Origin of the sequence: Pseudomonas machongensis (assembly GCF_034961125.1) — a bacterium.
Lineage (GTDB): Bacteria > Pseudomonadota > Gammaproteobacteria > Pseudomonadales > Pseudomonadaceae > Aquipseudomonas > Aquipseudomonas machongensis.
Map to the genome: position 1 here is coordinate 58,552 of NZ_JAYFUI010000190.1, position 17,757 is coordinate 76,308.

Here is a 17,757-nt window from a genome sequence, read left to right on the forward strand (position 1 = left end):
GGCCTGGCGCAGATTTACAGCCGCGTCAGCGCAACAGCATCTGCCGAGGACTGTCCGCGATGAATGACGCCACCAACCCTGCCAACCGCCCAGACGCCGCCAACTACATGAAGCTGTTCCCGGAAGACCGCACACGCTGCGCGCCCGGGGCGTTGATGAGCAACGACAGCAGGCTGGCCTACCTGGTGCACCTCAAGGAACTGATTCAAGCGTTCGAAGTACGCGCGGATGTCAACGCACCGATCACCCTGCTGACACGGCGCCCTGACCTGCTGACGTTGAAGCTCGACGACAGAAACGCCCGGCGTACCCTGCCCAAGATCAGGATTACGCTTGAACTGCTGGAAAACCGTGCTCAGCAAGCCCTGGCAAAGAATCAGACGCTACAAGCAGCGGTTGCGCAAGGCTCCGGCCAAGCCAGTGTGCCCTTCCATCGTGCCTGGGAGTCGGTCAAAGCGGCGCTGGCGGCCAAACAGGTACAGCTGTGGGACCTGCTGAGTGCAACCAGCCTCTGTTATCCACTGTTCACATTCGCCCATCTGCCCTCGGCCGCCCAGCGGACTGCCACCACACTGGCCAGCGGTTTCTCGCCGCAACTGCGGACCCTGTTGCTCGACGCTACGCCCAGCGAGCTGATGCTCAGTGCAACCGCGTACGATACGACGCGAAAGCTGGCCAAGGCGCTGGCACTGAGCCGTCGTGAACTGCGCCAGTTGCTGGCTGTAGAGGCTGTCGGCAAGGGCGGTACGGCGGTGACCCGCAGCCCCCACGTGCCCACAGCCGCCAAGCCATCCAGCCAGGTATATGGCGCCGTGTTCATCAATAACGGTGCAACGCCGTTGTATCTGCTCGAATCGGCGCCCGCGCAGCCTGCGACAAAAAAAATCGTGCGCATCGAAGGCCTCACCGATGCCCACCTGGACCGCCTCCAACGCATACTGCGCCTGCAGCGGGCCCTGGGCCTGAGCGCGGCCCAGACTGACACGCTGGTCATGGCTGCGCTGCGTGCCGAAGGCCAGACCGGCAACTATCGATTGACGGACAAGACCCTGCGCGCGCTCGGACTGTTCCGTCATCTGCAACAAAAATACAACGTCAGTGCCGAGCAGTATGCTGCGTTGATCGACACACTCTCACCCCACGCCACCGGGCGGCAGGCATCGTTCTACGACCAGCTGTTCGCCGCCGGGCATGATGAAGACGGTCAACCTGCACAACCCTCCCTGAAGCTGGACGACAAGGCGTTCGATCCTGCGTCCACCACAGGCGCCGACGGCCTGACCGTCAAGCAGCTGGCCCTTGGCCTGAAGGTGGATGACACCTTGCTGCGGGGCATTCTGGGTAGGGTGGTCGAAGCACAGAAACTGCAAAAACCGACACGCTCGCTGGCCGTGGTCTCGGCCTGCTACCGGATCGTTGCCCTGGCCCGGGTGTTCGGCACTTCGACCCTGCAGGGCCTGTCCCTGATCGACGTACTGATGAATCAGGACCCTGTCTACTGCCAACAATTGGCAGGCCGGCCAAGCCTTGCGGGCGAGACCGGCAAAGCCGACATCGTCGATGTGATCGCCGGCATGCTGCAGGCTGTGGAGTGGCTGCAGCAACAGGGCATGGACGCCTTGCAACTGGCCTCCCTGCTCAATCCCCGCACGCCTAGCTTCAACACGACGTGGAAAAATGCGTTCAACCTTCAAGCCAGCCAAAACGCCGATGCGCTTCACCTGGCACTGAAAACGGCACTGGAGCTCGAATCACCAAACCTTGTTGCACCCCTGCTGCGCTGGGCCGGGGTCGACGCCGACCTGTTGAGTGCCCGCATAGCGGCCATCGCTCAGCAGTGTACTGAACAGTCAACGACGCCAGAGAAGTGCTTTACCGAAAGTGACTTCACCCAGTGGTCAACCCTGCAACGCCACAGCGACGTGACAAAACTGTTCAAACTCAGCGCACACCTGCTGGATCAGCTGACGCGTACCCCAGACAGGTTCGACCTCAAGGACCAGCAATCGGACAAGTGCCGCCCACTGGACCTCAGCACCGTCTATCAACTTGGCCGTTACAAGGCAGTGCTGGCCAGGCTGGCCTTGGGCATGGGCGAACAGAACCTGCTGGATTATCTGGTCAGGTTCGAGACCGACAAAGATGAGTCCTCTGCAAATAGCAAGGCAAAGGAACCAAAAGAACATTGGGCCGCACTGGAACAGCTGCTGGGGTGCACCAGCGGCTCTTTATGTGCTTTAGCCGATATTGAGCCACCCGAGACTTTGGCGGGTATCGATCGCCTGCTTCGCACACAGGAGCTGGCAGACAAGCACGGTCTGGCGGTGGACACCTTGCTGCAACTGGGCAAACTGCCCAAGGCCGAAAGCTACGCGCCCTTCCAGCAGGCCGCCGTGGCCCTGCGCAAAGGCTGCAGCAACGAGCAGCGCCAGGTGGCCGATGACCAGCAAAACGTTGCCTGGCGTGATGCCCTGATGCAGTGGATGATCGCCAACTGGGCGCCGACCGACGATGCACACAGTTGGATCACCAGTACGCAGCACCTGGCCGACTACCTGCTGATCGACCTGCAAGTGTCCCACGAGCCCCTGACCACACGCACGCTTTCGGCCACCGCCAGCCTGCAACGCTACCTGCACCAGATCCACTCACACCTGGAAAACGGCTACCGCAGTACCGAGATCAGCAACGCCGAGCGCGAAGAGTGGGAAAACTTCAGCAGCAGTTACGAACGCTGGAGGCTGCGCCAGGATGCGTACAACGAGCCCCAGAACTTCATCGACCCCACCCGCCGCCAGCGCAAGACCCGCGCCTTCAAGGACCTGGAGACCCAGCTGGCGCAGGGCAAATGCCAGCCCGATGACATCCATGTGGCTATGCTTGGCTACCTTAGTACCTTCGAAACCCTGAGCAATATCCAACCAATCTCGGTCTATGCCGACGGCACCTCGCCGCTGACCGACACCTACCATTTCATCGGCAAGACCAACGTCGAGCCAACCGAGTTCTACTGGCGCACCCTGGACATGTCGCAGCGTGATCAGGAGGGCGTGCCGAGCATGTTGGCGTGGGGCGAGTGGGAGAAGATCACCCTGACGGTCAGCGCAACGATGGCCTTGACCTCACTGCCGGCAAAAGATCACGACACGCGTACCCATATCGAGCTGATCCGCCCGGTGATCGTTGCCGGTCGTCGTTATGTGGTGTGGGTAGAACGCGATACCACCGGCATTCCCATGGGGCCGGACAGCAAGCCCAGCGAGTACTTTGCGTTGCGGGTGTTCTTCGCCTTTCAGCAGACCGATGGCAACTGGAGCCCACCCAATGAGTTCATGACACTGGATGGGCATGACGAGAAGGGCGAGTTCGAGAGCAGTGAAGTACTGCAGCCGAACTCAGAACGGACCGCTGCAGGCTCCAACGTCTATTTGAAGACCCGGAAGTTCATGCCAGGGTTGATGGTCATGGTCAACATCCACGGGGATCGGTTGCATGACCCCTGGTTGACCACCGTGGTGTTCGATAGCTCACTGCCAGCGGAGGAAGGAAAAAAGCCGAAACGCAACGTTGATTATTTCATCAGCACCAAGGACTTGTTATTGCTCGAGGACAAAGCGCTCGATCTCGGTAACGTGACGGACCGCCCCATCGAGACAAACATGGTGGAGCGGTGGTTGAGCTTCTTCCGAGACCCGCGGACCGTACAACATCCCTATGTGGGTGCAGTTACTCGACTGAAGGAAGTCGCTGAAGATTCTAAGGCGTTCAACTGGAGCGATCTGGCCTCTACCGACCAAGTAAAAGACCGTTACGAAATCGCTACTCTCGGGCAGGCATTAATTAAAGAAACATTATCTTACGCTTCGAATCGAATTTCAGTCGATGTTACGCTAGATAGTCTATGGACCTTGAAAAAAGATTGCGTAAGCATCACCTTTGATCAAGACTTTGGATACTATATAAGAACAGTATCAATAAACATATATTCACTACCTTTCGCTTCGCACCACAAAGAAAAAATCTTAAGCAGCTCCAACCTTATCGCCCTAGCCAACTCACCCTTACTCGACGAGCAAGAACAAGAACACATATCCTCCCTGCTCAATAAGCTCGATACGTTAGCAGAAAAAATCAAAAATTTGGAGGCGCAAGCCGATAAAAAACATGACGAAGAAATAGTGAAGCTACAAAACGAAAAAGAGAAAAACACAAAATACCTAATCCAGCACCTCGATGAAAACTATAAACTTTTCACCCTCACAAGCAAAATAACAGAGCCCCTAGATGGCTTCAGTTTTTCACAACACAACTCAATAACCTTCAATGCATCCTTTACTAATAGCGATGGCGACGAAACCATAACTAAGCTACATTCAAACGTCAGCCCTTTGCTCGCGCCAAAACAAATATCCCTTTCAATCTTGAACACTGAAGCCCGCATAACCCTATACCGTAGCTCGTCCTTTGAAGAAGTGACCGAAGATTACCTAAGTGCATTACCGAAGGGAGAAACAAAACCCAACCCAAAGTCTGAATTCTCCGAACTCACTATAAAACTGACTAGCAAACCCAAAGAAAACTCAAACCCCAGCTGGACACTATCTGCGTTTGAACAGGCTTGCCTTGATGAACAACACCTGCAGGCATTCAAAACGTTACCCACTGATAACGCCGACGCCTTCAAGACACTCAAGAATTTCCTGCTCAAGGTACGCTACCTGCCCGCAGATCAGTATTCCAAAATGATCAGCGACACGGACATCAAGCAACCGCAGGAGCCCACCGCACTGCACACCGCCATCGACACTGCAAAAGCGCGGGGCAAGGCGGACGTGATCAACACGCTCATCGCACTTGAGCTCAAAGCACTGAAAGCAATCACGTCCCACCTGCCTGACGAATCGCTGCAGGCGATATTACGCCTTCGCTACTTGCACCCGAACACCTGCCGCAGAATCCTTTTTTACCTTGATTCCACACACGAAATGGTGTTTGAGGACACGCTGATCGCCAACGGTAAAGGCGCTGTCAATTTCACCCTCCCTATCAACAAGGACATTCGTGACTACACCGTCTCCCTGGACGTTTACGACGGAGAGATCAGTACAACCGACCCCATCGCAACGGCGACCTGCGCCTACACCCTGGAAGAGAAAGACGACGACGCGATCCCCAGTGTGCAGATCTGCCGCAATGAAACACAGGCTCTGTACCTGGATTTCAAGGAGGTCAATAACAAAGCCGAAGACCAGACCAGTGCCCCCCCTTTCCGTACCCTGCGGCTGAACACCCTGTTTGGCAAGCAACTGGTGGCACTGGCTACTCAATCGGTCGAACAATCGCTGTCATGGAAGGCCCAACACTTGCCGGAACCGCCCCTGGAACCTGCAAGTTCAGGCACCATCGTCGACCTGCGCAGCGCCAACGGTCTGTACTTCTGGGAATTGTTCTTCCACGTGCCGTTCCTGGTCACCTGGCTGCAACGCCAGAACCGCGAATACAGCCAAGCCTGGCGCTGGTGCACACGGTTCCTGTTCGACCCCTACCGCACCTGGGTGCCCGAGGGGAACCACCCGCCGCTGTTCTGGCTGACAAGACCTCTGCTGGCCCGTGCAGCCTTCACCGCCAGCGCCCAGACCAACGACCCGGACCTGCTGGCCTACGCCGAACCCGAGCGCTACCGCAAGGCGCTGCACCTGTTCGTGGTGGAAAATTGGCAACGCCAGGGTGATGACCAATACCGCATGCTGACGCTGGATTCGCTGGTCGAGGCCGCGTTGTGCTATGACAAGGCCCTGCGCCTGATCGGCGTGCTCCCCGAGGACCTCTCCAGCGCACCGGCCCAGCCACCGACGCTAGCCGAGGCCAGTTCCACGGCCTTTACCCCGCCGCTGAACAACAAGCTCGTCACACTGCGCAACCTGCTGCGTAACCGTCTGTTCAACCTGCGCCACGGCCTGACCCTCGATGGCAAGCCCGCTGCGATCATGCTCGACCCCGACACACTCGACCAGATCGCACTGGGCAACAGTGTTGCCGCCCAGGACCGGGGTGAGGCCGCGCCGGTTGCGCCCATCGTGCCCCCCTGCCGCTACGAGGAGGCACGCAAATGTGCTGCCGAGGCCGTGCAGCAACTGATCGCCTTGGGGCAAACCTTGCTGGGCTTCTACAACACCGAAGCCGCCCAGCAACTGGAGCTGCTCGGTAAACGCAACCTGATCAGGCTGCTGGACTTCCCCTGCCAGCTACAGGAGCAAGCGCTGGAACTGGCCAGGCGCGAGCGTGAGACCGTGGTGCGCTCCAGAGCCATGATTGAGCAACGTCAGGAGCATTATCAGCAGCTGCTGGTGGATGAAGATATCAGCAAGTACGAAAAGAGCATGCTAGAACTGGCAAAAGCTTCGGTTAGCACCCGCGGGGTATCAATACCTACTTACGCTCTGGCAGCGGGAGCCGCGGCCATACCGACCATTTTCGGTATGGCCGTGGGTGGGGCCAACCCTCAAGAAGCGTTCGAGTCGGCGGCCAATGCCACAGAGGCTTTGGCCGAGACGCTCGAAACCTTGAGCAATACGATCGACAAGCGGGCAGAGTACATCCTGCGTCGCCAGCAATGGCAGCATGAAGCCGACCAGGCCGCACATGAGCTCGGCATCATCGACGCTCAACTGCGCGAGCGGGACGTACAGATCAAGGCTGCCGGCATCGCTGTGAGCGAGGCCCGTGCAACCCGCCAGGCGCACCAGGCCGAATACGAGGTCATGCAATCGGTGTTCGCCAGCCACACCACTTATCTGTGGCTGATCGGTCGGCTGTCGGAGATCTACAGCACCGCTTACGACGCCACCCTGTCTTTATGCCTGATGGCCGAAAACTGCCTGCAATACGAACTCGGCGATTTTGCCAGTCGCTGGATCAGGACCGACGGCTGGCTCGACAACTGGCGTGGGATGCTTGCAGGCGAAGCGCTGGAGCGCGACCTGATGCAAATGGACGTGGCGGCGATCCGCGACAACCACAGGCCGCTGGATATCCGCAAGGATTTCTCCCTGCTGGAACTCACCGGCTGGAAGGTCACTCAATTGCACGAGCAACTGAAGAAGGATGAAATCCTGTTCGAGCTTTCGGCACGACTGTTCGACAGCGATTTCCCAGGCCACTACCTGCGCCGCCTGGAACGCATCACCCTAGCCTTCGAAATCCCGGGTTCGGGTTCTTCGAAAGCGATCTCGGCCATGCTCTACCAGACCTCGAACAAGCTGCTCCTGGAAGCGGATATCGAAGGCGCCCGCCACCTGTATTCGGCCAGTAAAGGCAGCCCCAGGCACGTGCTTCGCGACCTTCGGCCCAACCAGAGCATTGCCCTGTGGTCGGTCAAGGAAGTCTCGCGTAACTTCGATTTGCAGCCGTCGGTACCCGACAAAGCCCGCTATCAACCCTTCGAAGGCACCGGGCTGATCTCGAGCTGGCGGCTCGCGTTCCCAGGCGGCGCCAGGAACAACCCTGAGTTTTACAGGGACAATGAGTGCAGGCTCAAAGACATCACCATCACCGTCAGCTACAGCGCGGTTGATGGTCCTACGGCATTTCGCGACGAAGTCAAGCAGCTGCTGCAGGCCGAAAGTACAACCGGCTCTGCTGCTGGGGGCGACAGCGCAGCAGGCGAATCACCAAGCGGCAACGGCAGCAGTCAGCCAGCAAGTTCAGGTAACGCTGACAATGCCATCGTCACTGCACGAGAAGCGGAACAGGCCGCCAATGCGGCACTGGCAACCGCCCAGGCGCAGGCTGACAATCCGGCGCTGAAGGCGCCCGAGGCGGCCAAGCAGCTCAAGCAAGTGACTGAAGCGATCGCCAAAGCCGAGAAAGCTGCCGAAGCGGCCAGCACCGCCCGCAAGAACACCGAAGCCGCTGCAAAGAAAGGCCAGGTGGACAGCGCGCAAGCCAGCGCAGATGAGGCGCAGAAAAACGCCAAGTCGGCCCGGGAGGCCGCCGAGTCGGCTCAGAATGCCTGCAAGGATGCACAGGACGCGGCCAAGGCTCGCGAGGCGGCTGCGCGTGAAGCTGCTGAAAAGGCTGCTCAAGAAGCCGCCGAAAAGGCTGCTCAAGAAGCCGCCGAAAAGGCTGCTCAAGAAGCCGCTGAAAAGGCTGCTCAAGAAGCCGCTGAAAAGGCTGCTCAAGAAGCCGCTGAAAAGGCTGCTCAAGAAGCCGCCGACAAGCTCAAGGCTGAGATCGCCACAGCGGTTGCCTCTGCCAAGGCCGCAGCCGAGGCCGCCGAGGCCTCACAGAAGTCGGCGCAAGCCGACTATCAAGCCACGTCCATGAACATCCCCGAGGCAAGCGCAGAAAAAAAAGAGGCGACGGGTGCAATGGGCAAACTGCAAGCAGCCGTGGACGAGGCAAAAAAGGCGTATCAGGACGCCGAGGCAGCGGCCAGCGAAGGCGAGCTTGCAACCGCACAAGCCAAAGCCCGTTCAGCTCAGGAGGCTGCAAAACGCGCAGACTCCCATGCCAAAACCATTGCTGCCATACGCAAGAAGACCGACACCTTCCAAACGCTCGCTCAACTGCAAGCAGCGGCCAAAGACCTCGTGGGCAAGCAGGTCCAGTACGCCTACAAAACAGGAGAAACGTACACCGCGAAAGTGGTGTCTTGGGCGGAAGACCACGTCAAGTTCGAAGGTTGGGGAGGTGGGCCCGCGACAAAAATGATGTTCTCGTCCATTGCTTATCTGAAAGCCAATTGAGGCCATATGAACGTTCTGGGACGAAGCTCAGCCAGGGGACATTTCAGCGCACTTTGCCGAGCTATCAAGGGTTTTCGCGACCGTTATCACTACATGACACAGGAGTGCGCCCATGCCTGACCTATGAACCCTGAACCTCAATACACACTGACGCATGACTCAACCCAAGGATAAATGAACATGGCTACCGAACAGGAACTGAAAAAACTGCTTGCCGAAAAATTCGACAAGAAAGAGGCCGATATCAACGGCGCAACAAAAGTTTCCGACATCGTCAGCAGTACCTCAAAACTGGTTCGATACCTTAATGACGATTTAGGAATCGACCTGGCAGAAAGCGATATCCAAGACGCCGAAACCTTCGACGATTTGTTCAAGGCTGTTAAGTGACATGTCCTATCCGCCTGGCCTTCTCAGGCCAGGCGGCGCTTCAGTGCGGCGCAAGTTCCGCGATGCTGATCTCGCGCATCCGGAATTTCTGCACCTTGCCGGTCACCGTCATCGGATACTCGTCGACGAAGCGGAAATGCCGCGGCACCTTGAAATGCGCAATGTGCGCCTTGCACCAGGCCTGCAAGTCCTCGACCGTGGCGCTGTGCCCGGGGTGCAGCTTGATCCAGGCAACGATTTCCTCGCCGTAGCGGCTGCACGGAATACCGATCACCTGAGCATCGGCCACCGCCGGGTGGGTGTAGAAGAACTCCTCGAGCTCGCGCGGATAGATGTTTTCGCCCCCGCGAATGATCATGTCCTTGTTGCGCCCGACGATACGCACATAGCCCTGCTCGTCCATCACCGCCAAGTCGCCCGTGCGCATCCAGCGCGCCGGATCGATCGCCTGATGAGTGGCTTCAGGGTTATTCCAGTAGCCGAGCATCACGCTGTAGCCGCGGGTGCACAACTCGCCGATCTCGCCACGCGGGACGATCACGCCGTGCGCATCCACCAGCTTGGTCTCCAACTGTGGCTGGGTGCGCCCAACCGTCGTCACGCGCAGCTCCAGCTCGTCGCCAGGGCCGGTCTGCAGCGACACCGGGCTGGTCTCGGTCATGCCGTAGGCGATCTGCACTTCACCCATGTGCATCTGCTCGATCACCCGGCGCATCACCTCGATCGGGCAGGTAGCGCCGGCCATGATGCCGCTGCGCAGGGTCGAGAGGTCCAGGATACTGCGCGACGGGTGGTCGAGCATGGCGATGAACATGGTCGGCACGCCATAGAGGATGCTGGCACGCTCTTCGGCCACAGCCTGGAGCGTCAACTCGGGGTCGAAGGCATCGTTGGGGTAGATCATGGTGCTGCCGTGGGTGATGCAGCCCAGGTTGGCCATGACCATGCCAAAGCAGTGGTACAGCGGCACCGGGATCACCATGCGGTCTCGGTCGCTCAGGCCCAGGCTTTCACCGACCATGAAGCCGTTGTTGAGGATGTTGTAATGGCTGAGCGTGGCGCCTTTCGGCGCGCCGGTGGTGCCGGAGGTGTACTGGATGTTCACCGCCTGGTCGAACTGCAAGCCCTGCTGCCTAGCCTGCAGCGTCTGGGCATCGACCTGCCCTGCCCGTTCGGCCAGCGCATCCCAGGGCAGGAAACCGCTGGGCGGGGTGGACGACAGGCTGATGACGCCACGCAGGTCCGGCAGGCGCTCACTCGCCAGCGGTTGCGCACCCAGCTCGGGCACCAGCTCCTGGACCATCGCGTGATAGTCGGACGACTTGAAGGCATCGGCGCACACCAGCCAGCTGCAGCCGGATTGGCGCAGCACGTACTCCAGCTCACCCACCCGGTACGCCGGGTTGATGTTGACCAGGATCGCGCCCACCTTCGCCGTGGCGATCTGCAGGATGCACCATTGCGCGCAGTTCGGCGCCCAGATACCGACTCGATCGCCACTGGCCACGCCCAGGGCAATCAGCGCCCGGGCGTGCACCTCGACCTGCTCGGCCAGCGCCCGCCAGCTGTAGCGCAGGCCTTGGTGCCGCACCACCAGGGCCTCGTGCTCGGGCCAGCGGGTGACGGTGGCATCGAACGCCTGGCCGATGGTCTGGGTCAGCAGAGGCCGGTCCTGGCAGCCGCGGGTGTAGCTTGGTTGACTCATGAGTGTCCCTTCTTGTGGTTGTTCTGGGCATGACTGAAGCAAGCGAAGGGTACTGTGGCGCACATTTACGTTTACGTAAAGGTGATGATCCAATTGACAGCCCGAAAAGGCAGGTTTACGTTAACGTCAACCACGAGCACCGACCCTGTGGGAGCGGGCTTGCCCGCGATGAGGCCGGACCAGACAACATCGCTGGCCGTTCTGACGGGCATCGCGGGCAAGCCCGCTCCCACAGGGTCGGTGCAGTACCTCGAATTTCAAGAACAACAAGGTGCCCCCATGCATTACCCCAGCCTGAACTTCGCCCTGGGCGAGACCATCGACATGCTCCGCGACCAGGTGCGCACCTTCGCTGCCGCCGAACTCGCCCCGCGCGCGGCGCAGATCGACCACGACAACCTGTTCCCCGCCGACATGTGGCGCAAGTTCGGCGACATGGGCCTGCTGGGCATCACTGTTTCCGAGGAGTACGGCGGCGCGGGCCTGGGCTACCTGGCCCATGTGGTGTCGATGGAAGAGATCAGCCGAGCCTCGGCCTCGGTGGCACTCTCCTACGGCGCCCATTCCAACCTCTGCGTCAACCAGATCAACCGCAACGGCACCCATGAGCAGAAGCTCAAGTACCTGCCCAAGCTGATCAGCGGCGAGCACATCGGCGCCCTGGCCATGAGCGAGCCCAATGCCGGCTCCGACGTGGTGTCGATGAAACTGCGTGCCGAGAAACGCGGCGACCACTATGTACTCAACGGCAGCAAGACCTGGATCACCAACGGCCCCGACGCCAACACCTACGTGATCTACGCCAAGACCGACCTGGACAAGGGCCCGCACGGCATCAGCGCATTCATCGTCGAACGTGACTGGAAGGGCTTCTCGCGCAGCAACAAGTTCGACAAGCTGGGCATGCGTGGCTCCAACACTTGCGAGCTGTTCTTCGATGGCGTCGAAGTGCCGGAAGAAAACATCCTCGGCCAGCTCAACGGCGGTGTGCGCGTACTGATGAGCGGCCTGGACTACGAGCGCGTGGTGCTCTCGGGCGGACCGACCGGCATCATGCAGAGCTGCATGGACCTCGTGGTGCCCTACATCCACGATCGCAAGCAGTTCGGCCAGAGCATCGGCGAGTTCCAGCTGATCCAGGGCAAGATCGCCGACATGTACACCCAGCTCAACGCCAGCCGCGCCTACCTCTATGCCGTAGCCCAGGCCTGCGACCGTGGCGAGACCACACGCAAGGACGCCGCCGGGGTGATCCTCTACACCGCCGAGCGCGCCACGCAGATGGCCCTGGAAGCGATCCAGATCCTCGGCGGCAACGGCTACATCAATGAGTTCCCGGCCGGGCGCCTGCTGCGCGATGCCAAGCTCTACGAGATCGGCGCCGGCACCAGCGAAATCCGCCGGATGCTGATCGGCCGCGAATTGTTCAACGAAACCCGCTGAGCACAAGGAACTGGCGTCCATGGCTACCTTGCACACCCAGATCAACCCGCGCTCGGCGGAGTTCGCCAGCAACAGCGCGGCCATGCTCGAACAGGTCGATGCCCTGCGCACCCTGCTGGCCCAGGTCAGCCAGGGCGGCGGGCCCAAGGCCCAGCAGCGCCACACTTCGCGTGGCAAGTTGCTGCCGCGCGAGCGCATCGACCGCCTGCTCGACCCGGGCTCGGCGTTTCTCGAGATCGGCCAGCTCGCCGCCCATGAAGTGTATGGCGAAGACGTACCGGCAGCAGGCGTGATCGCGGGCATCGGCCGCGTCGAAGGGGTCGAGTGCATGATCGTGGCCAACGACGCCACGGTCAAAGGCGGCTCCTACTACCCGCTGACCGTGAAGAAACACCTGCGCGCGCAGACCATCGCCCTGCAGAACCGCCTGCCGTGCATCTACCTGGTCGACTCCGGCGGCGCCAACCTGCCGCGCCAGGACGAGGTGTTCCCCGACCGCGAGCACTTCGGGCGGATCTTCTTCAACCAGGCCAACATGAGCGCCCTGGGGATCCCGCAGATCGCCGGGGTGATGGGCTCGTGCACCGCAGGTGGCGCCTATGTGCCGGCCATGGCCGACGAGGCGATCATGGTGCGCCAGCAGGCGACTATCTTCCTCGCCGGCCCGCCGCTGGTGAAGGCCGCCACCGGCGAGGTGGTGAGCGCCGAAGAGCTGGGCGGCGCCGAGGTGCATTGCCGCACCAGCGGTGTGGCCGACCACTATGCCGACAACGATGAACACGCCCTGGCCATCGCCCGGCGCAGCGTCGCCAACCTCAACTGGCACAAGCAGGGCAAGCTGCAATGCCAGGCGCCGGTTGCTCCGTTGTATGGCGCGCAAGAGCTGTATGGCGTGGTCCCGGCTGACGCCAAGCATCCGTTCGACGTGCGCGAGGTGATCGCGCGGCTGGTCGACGGTTCGGTGTTCGATGAATTCAAGGCCCTGTTCGGCACCACCCTGGTGTGCGGTTTCGCTCACCTGCACGGCTATCCGGTGGCGATCCTGGCCAACAACGGCATCCTCTTCGCCGAAGCCGCGCAAAAAGGCGCGCACTTCATCGAACTGGCCTGCCAGCGCGGCATCCCGCTGCTGTTCCTGCAGAACATCACAGGGTTCATGGTCGGCAAGAAATACGAGGAAGGCGGCATCGCCAAGCACGGCGCCAAGCTGGTGACCGCAGTGGCCTGCGCCCAGGTGCCGAAGTTCACGGTGATCATCGGCGGCAGCTTCGGTGCTGGCAACTACGGCATGTGCGGGCGCGCCTACGATCCGCGCTTCTTGTGGATGTGGCCCAACGCGCGGATCGGCGTGATGGGCGCCGAACAGGCCGCCGGCGTGCTGGCCCAGGTCAAGCGCGAGCAGAGTGAACGCAGTGGCGAAGTGTTCAGCGCCGATGACGAGAAGAAGCTCAAGCAGCCGATCCTCGACCAGTACGAGCGCCAGGGCCACCCCTACTACTCCAGCGCCCGGCTGTGGGATGACGGCGTCATCGACCCGGCGCAAACCCGTGAAGTGCTGGGCCTTGCCTTGTCCGCCGCGCTGAACGCCCCGATCGAACAGAGCCGCTTCGGCATTTTCCGGATGTGACCCATGAGCGATTTTGCCACCCTCGAAGTGATAAAGGATCCTCGCGGCTTCGCCACCCTGTGGCTGAGCCGGGAAGACAAGAACAACGCCTTCAACGCCCAGATGATTCGCGAGCTGATCGTTGCCATCGACCGACTGGGTGAGGACCCCAGCCTGCGCGTCGTGCTGCTGCGTGGCCGTGGCCGGCACTTCAGCGCCGGAGCAGACCTGGCCTGGATGCGGCAGTCGGCGCAGCTGGATTTCAATACCAACCTGGACGACGCCCATGAACTGGGCGAGTTGATGTATGCGTTGCATCGCCTGAAGACGCCGACCCTGGCAGTGGTCCAGGGCGCCGCATTCGGTGGAGCGCTGGGCCTGATCAGTTGCTGCGACATGGCCATCGGCACCGAGGACGCACAGCTGTGTCTTTCGGAGGTACGCATCGGCCTGGCACCGGCGGTGATCAGTCCGTTCGTGGTCAAGGCCATCGGTGAACGCGCCGCACGCCGCTATGCCCTGACCGCCGAGCGCTTCAGCGGTGCGCGCGCCCGCGAACTGGGCCTGCTGGCCGAGGTGTACCCCGCCAGCGAACTGGACAGCCAGGTCCAGGCCTGGATCGACAACCTGCTGCTCAACAGCCCGCAGGCCCTGCGTGCCACCAAGGACCTGCTGCGCGAGGTGGACGACGGCGAGCTGAGCCCTGCCCTGCGTCGTTACACCGAGAACGCCATCGCCCGCATTCGCGTCAGCCCCGAAGGCCAGGAGGGCCTGAGCGCCTTCCTGGAAAAACGCCGCCCCGCCTGGCAGCCTGTCGACAAGGAACCTCGCCCATGAGCCACCCCACGCTGACCACCCTGCTGGTCGCCAACCGCGGCGAGATCGCCTGCCGGGTGATGCGCACCGCCAAGGCCATGGGCCTGACCACCGTCGCGGTGCACAGCGCCACCGACCGTGACGCCCGGCACAGCCGCGAGGCCGATATCCGCGTCGACCTGGGCGGCACCAAGGCCGCCGACAGCTACCTGGTGATCGACAAGCTCATCGCTGCAGCCAAGGCCAGTGGTGCACAGGCGATTCATCCCGGCTACGGTTTTCTTTCCGAGAACGCAGGCTTTGCCCGCGCCATCGAGCAGGCCGGGCTGATCTTCCTCGGCCCACCGGCCAGCGCCATCGATGCCATGGGCAGCAAGTCGGCGGCCAAGGCCCTGATGGAAGCTGCCGGGGTGCCGCTGGTGCCCGGCTACCATGGTGATGCCCAGGACCTGGAGACCTTCCGCGCCGCTGCCGAGCGCATTGGTTATCCGGTGCTGCTCAAGGCCAGTGCCGGCGGGGGTGGCAAGGGCATGAAGGTGGTCGAGCAAGAGAGCGAGCTGGCCGACGCTCTGGCCTCGGCACAGCGCGAGGCGCAGTCGTCGTTCGGCGATGCACGGATGTTGGTGGAAAAGTACGTGCTCAAGCCTCGGCACGTGGAAATCCAGGTGTTCGCCGACCAACATGGCCACTGCCTGTATCTCAACGAGCGCGACTGCTCGATCCAGCGTCGCCACCAGAAGGTTGTCGAAGAGGCACCGGCTCCAGGCTTGTCGGCGCAACTGCGCCAAGCCATGGGCGAGGCTGCGGTGCGCGCAGCCCAGGCGATCGGTTATGTCGGTGCAGGCACGGTAGAGTTCCTGCTCGATGCCCGCGGCGAGTTCTTCTTCATGGAAATGAACACCCGCCTGCAGGTCGAACACCCGGTCACCGAGGCGATCACCGGGCTGGACCTGGTGGCCTGGCAGATCCGTGTGGCTTGCGGCGAGGCATTGCCGATCACCCAGGAGCAGGTGCCGCTGGTCGGCCATGCCATCGAGGTGCGGCTGTATGCGGAAGATCCGGCCAATGACTTCCTGCCGGCCACCGGCACCCTGGCGCTGTACCGCGAATCGGCGCCAGGCGAAGGGCGTCGGGTCGACAGCGGGGTCAGCGAGGGCGATGTGATCTCGCCGTTCTACGACCCGATGCTGGGCAAGCTGATCGCCTGGGGGCAGGATCGCGAACAGGCGCGTTTGCGCCTGCTGGCCATGCTCGACGAGTTCGCCATCGGCGGCTTGAAAACCAATATTGCCTTCCTGCGGCGCATCCTCGCCCATCCGGCCTTCGCCGCCGCCGAACTGGACACCGGCTTCATTGGTCGTCATCACGAGGTGCTGCTGCCCGCCACGGGCGAGCGCCCGGCGATGTTCTGGCAAGCCGCTGCCGAAGCCTGGCTGCAGAGCGGCTCACCACGGCGGCGCGCAGACGACGGTGACTCGCCCTGGGCCCACAACAATGGCTTGCGCCTGGGCCTGCCGGCTCGCAGCAGCCTGCATCTTTCATGCGACGGTCAGGACCAGGCCGTGGCGCTGCAGAACAGCGCGCCCTCGGCATTCCAACTGCTCGGCGAGCACTTGGTGCAGGATCAGGATGGCCTGCGTCGGCGCTACCTGGCCATTCGTCGCGAAGGGGTGCTGTACCTGCAATGGGCGGGCGAACTGCACGCGGTCACGGCGTTCGACCCGATTGCCGCCGCCGAGGCCAGCCATAGCCATCAGGGCGGTCTGGGCGCGCCCATGAACGGCAGCATCGTGCGCGTGCTGGTCGAAGCGGGCCAGACGGTGGAAGCCGGAACAGCGCTGGTAGTGCTGGAGGCCATGAAGATGGAGCACAGTATTCGTGCGCCGCAGGCGGGGACAGTGAAGGCGCTGTTCTGCCAGGAGGGCGATATGGTCAGCGAAGGGAGGGTGCTGGTGGAACTGGAGGAGCGCTGAGGGCCCTGCGGGAGTAACTGTCTTGTTCAAAATCCAAAGGCCAGCCTAATCCCTTGTGAAAGCGGCGGTTCGCCGCGGCGACTTGTCCCTCGAAGCAGACGCCACGCTGCATGGCACCGGCTACGCCGGTGATCGCGGGACAAGCCCGCTCCCACAGGCAACACCGCAGTATTCAGAAGTTGCGGAGCTCTTGCAGGGGCGACTGTCTTATTCAAAATCCAAAGGTCAGCCCAATCCACTGTGGGAGCGGGTTTACCCGCGAACACGGGCGTAGCCCGTGCCAGGCAGCGCGGTGTCTTTTTCGCGGGTAAACCCGTTCCCACAGGAGACTGGCCGATTTTGAACCTTTGTAGGCCGTGTGCCGCCCCTGCAGGAACACCGGGCGGGATCAATGCCGCCCGTGCGACCTCACCACCACGCCCAGCACTTCGAAATCCTCGCCGCACAGCAGCTTCGGGTAGGTCGGGTTCAAAGGCTTGAGGTACCGCTGCCCGCCATCCTCGACCAGTTGCCGGAACATCGCCGAGGTGCCCTTCTGCCGGGCGATCACCAGCTTGCCTGGCGCCGCCGGCACGCCCGGATCCACCAGCACCAGCATCTGCTCGGGCACGCTGGGGCCAGTGGCTGCGCTCATCAGGTCGCCTTCGACCGGCAACCAGAAGGCCTTGCCCAGCGCCGCATAGTCGGTCTGCTCATAGACGATGCAACCCTCGGGCCACGGCCCGTCCAGCTCGGTCCAGGCCAGCACGGGGTAGCGGAAGCACATGATGTACTGCTGCAGGTCGTCGTCATCCCCGCCTGCCTCGGCCGCATAGGTGCCATTGCGTTCGGCCAGTTGGTCAATGCGTACCATGCGCAGCGAAACATGCAGGTGCGCCATGCCCAGGGCCTGCAGGACCTGGTTCATCATGCCCACCTTCGGCTGGCGAGTGCCGCGCAGCCAATGGCCAACACCGCCCTGGGTCACCCCAACGCGTTCGGCGAGTTGCTCCTGCGAAAGCCCCAGCTCTCGCATCCTTTGCTTGACCAGCGCGATCCATTTTTCCATCGCCCGCACGATACGGACTGCCCATCAGC

At 61.6% G+C, this 17,757-nt stretch carries 8 protein-coding genes; 6 read left to right on the plus strand and 2 right to left on the minus strand.

Features of this window, described 5'->3' with window-relative positions; all coding sequences use genetic code 11:
• Nucleotides 1–59 precede the first annotated feature (59 nt).
• On the plus strand, nt 60–8,747 hold the full coding sequence (locus VA602_RS22575) for a Tc toxin subunit A-related protein (RefSeq protein ID WP_323454405.1): 8,688 nt from the start codon (nt 60–62) through the stop codon (nt 8,745–8,747).
• 180 nt (nt 8,748–8,927) lie between these two features.
• Nucleotides 8,928–9,137 (plus strand): hypothetical protein, encoded by a 210-nt coding sequence (locus tag VA602_RS22580; protein WP_323454406.1) that lies wholly within the window; start codon nt 8,928–8,930, stop codon nt 9,135–9,137.
• A 40-nt stretch (nt 9,138–9,177) separates the two neighbouring features.
• Here the strand turns inward: VA602_RS22580 and VA602_RS22585 are convergent, their stop codons facing one another.
• A complete protein-coding gene (locus VA602_RS22585) occupies nt 9,178–10,842 on the minus strand; it encodes an AMP-binding protein (protein WP_323454407.1) in 1,665 nt (554 codons plus the stop codon).
• 279 nt (nt 10,843–11,121) lie between these two features.
• Between VA602_RS22585 and VA602_RS22590 the strand changes: the two genes are divergently transcribed.
• From VA602_RS22590 to VA602_RS22605, 4 genes are read left to right on the plus strand one after another with little or no spacing between them, the layout of a single operon-like run.
• On the plus strand, nt 11,122–12,285 hold the full coding sequence (locus VA602_RS22590) for an isovaleryl-CoA dehydrogenase (RefSeq protein WP_323454408.1): 1,164 nt from the start codon (nt 11,122–11,124) through the stop codon (nt 12,283–12,285).
• A 19-nt stretch (nt 12,286–12,304) separates the two neighbouring features.
• A complete protein-coding gene (locus tag VA602_RS22595; protein WP_323454409.1) occupies nt 12,305–13,912 on the plus strand; it encodes a carboxyl transferase domain-containing protein in 1,608 nt (535 codons plus the stop codon).
• A 3-nt stretch (nt 13,913–13,915) separates the two neighbouring features.
• The gene (locus tag VA602_RS22600) at nt 13,916–14,728 is read left to right on the plus strand and encodes a gamma-carboxygeranoyl-CoA hydratase (protein WP_323454410.1); all 813 of its coding nucleotides are present in this window, start codon (nt 13,916–13,918) and stop codon (nt 14,726–14,728) included.
• Nucleotides 14,725–16,680: an acetyl/propionyl/methylcrotonyl-CoA carboxylase subunit alpha gene (locus tag VA602_RS22605; protein WP_323454411.1), complete on the plus strand. Its 1,956-nt coding sequence runs from the start codon at nt 14,725–14,727 to the stop codon at nt 16,678–16,680. The genes VA602_RS22600 and VA602_RS22605 overlap by 4 nt, the downstream gene beginning before the upstream one ends.
• Before the next feature lie 388 nt (nt 16,681–17,068).
• Here VA602_RS22605 and VA602_RS22610 read toward each other — a convergent pair whose 3' ends face one another.
• On the minus strand, nt 17,069–17,728 hold the full coding sequence (locus VA602_RS22610; protein ID WP_234465131.1) for a S24 family peptidase: 660 nt from the start codon (nt 17,726–17,728) through the stop codon (nt 17,069–17,071).
• Between the last annotated feature and the right edge of the window lie 29 nt (nt 17,729–17,757).

Excerpts from the sequence above, each read along its gene's own strand:
- VA602_RS22580 (WP_323454406.1), top strand. The coding sequence starts at position 8,928 with ATGGCTACCGAACAGGAACTGAAAAAACTGCTTGCCGAAAAATTCGAC.
- VA602_RS22610 (WP_234465131.1), bottom strand. The coding sequence starts at position 17,728 with ATGGAAAAATGGATCGCGCTGGTCAAGCAAAGGATGCGAGAGCTGGGG.
- VA602_RS22585 (WP_323454407.1), bottom strand. The coding sequence starts at position 10,842 with ATGAGTCAACCAAGCTACACCCGCGGCTGCCAGGACCGGCCTCTGCTG.
- VA602_RS22575 (WP_323454405.1), top strand. The coding sequence starts at position 60 with ATGAATGACGCCACCAACCCTGCCAACCGCCCAGACGCCGCCAACTAC.
- VA602_RS22600 (WP_323454410.1), top strand. The coding sequence starts at position 13,916 with ATGAGCGATTTTGCCACCCTCGAAGTGATAAAGGATCCTCGCGGCTTC.
- VA602_RS22590 (WP_323454408.1), top strand. The coding sequence starts at position 11,122 with ATGCATTACCCCAGCCTGAACTTCGCCCTGGGCGAGACCATCGACATG.
- VA602_RS22595 (WP_323454409.1), top strand. The coding sequence starts at position 12,305 with ATGGCTACCTTGCACACCCAGATCAACCCGCGCTCGGCGGAGTTCGCC.
- VA602_RS22605 (WP_323454411.1), top strand. The coding sequence starts at position 14,725 with ATGAGCCACCCCACGCTGACCACCCTGCTGGTCGCCAACCGCGGCGAG.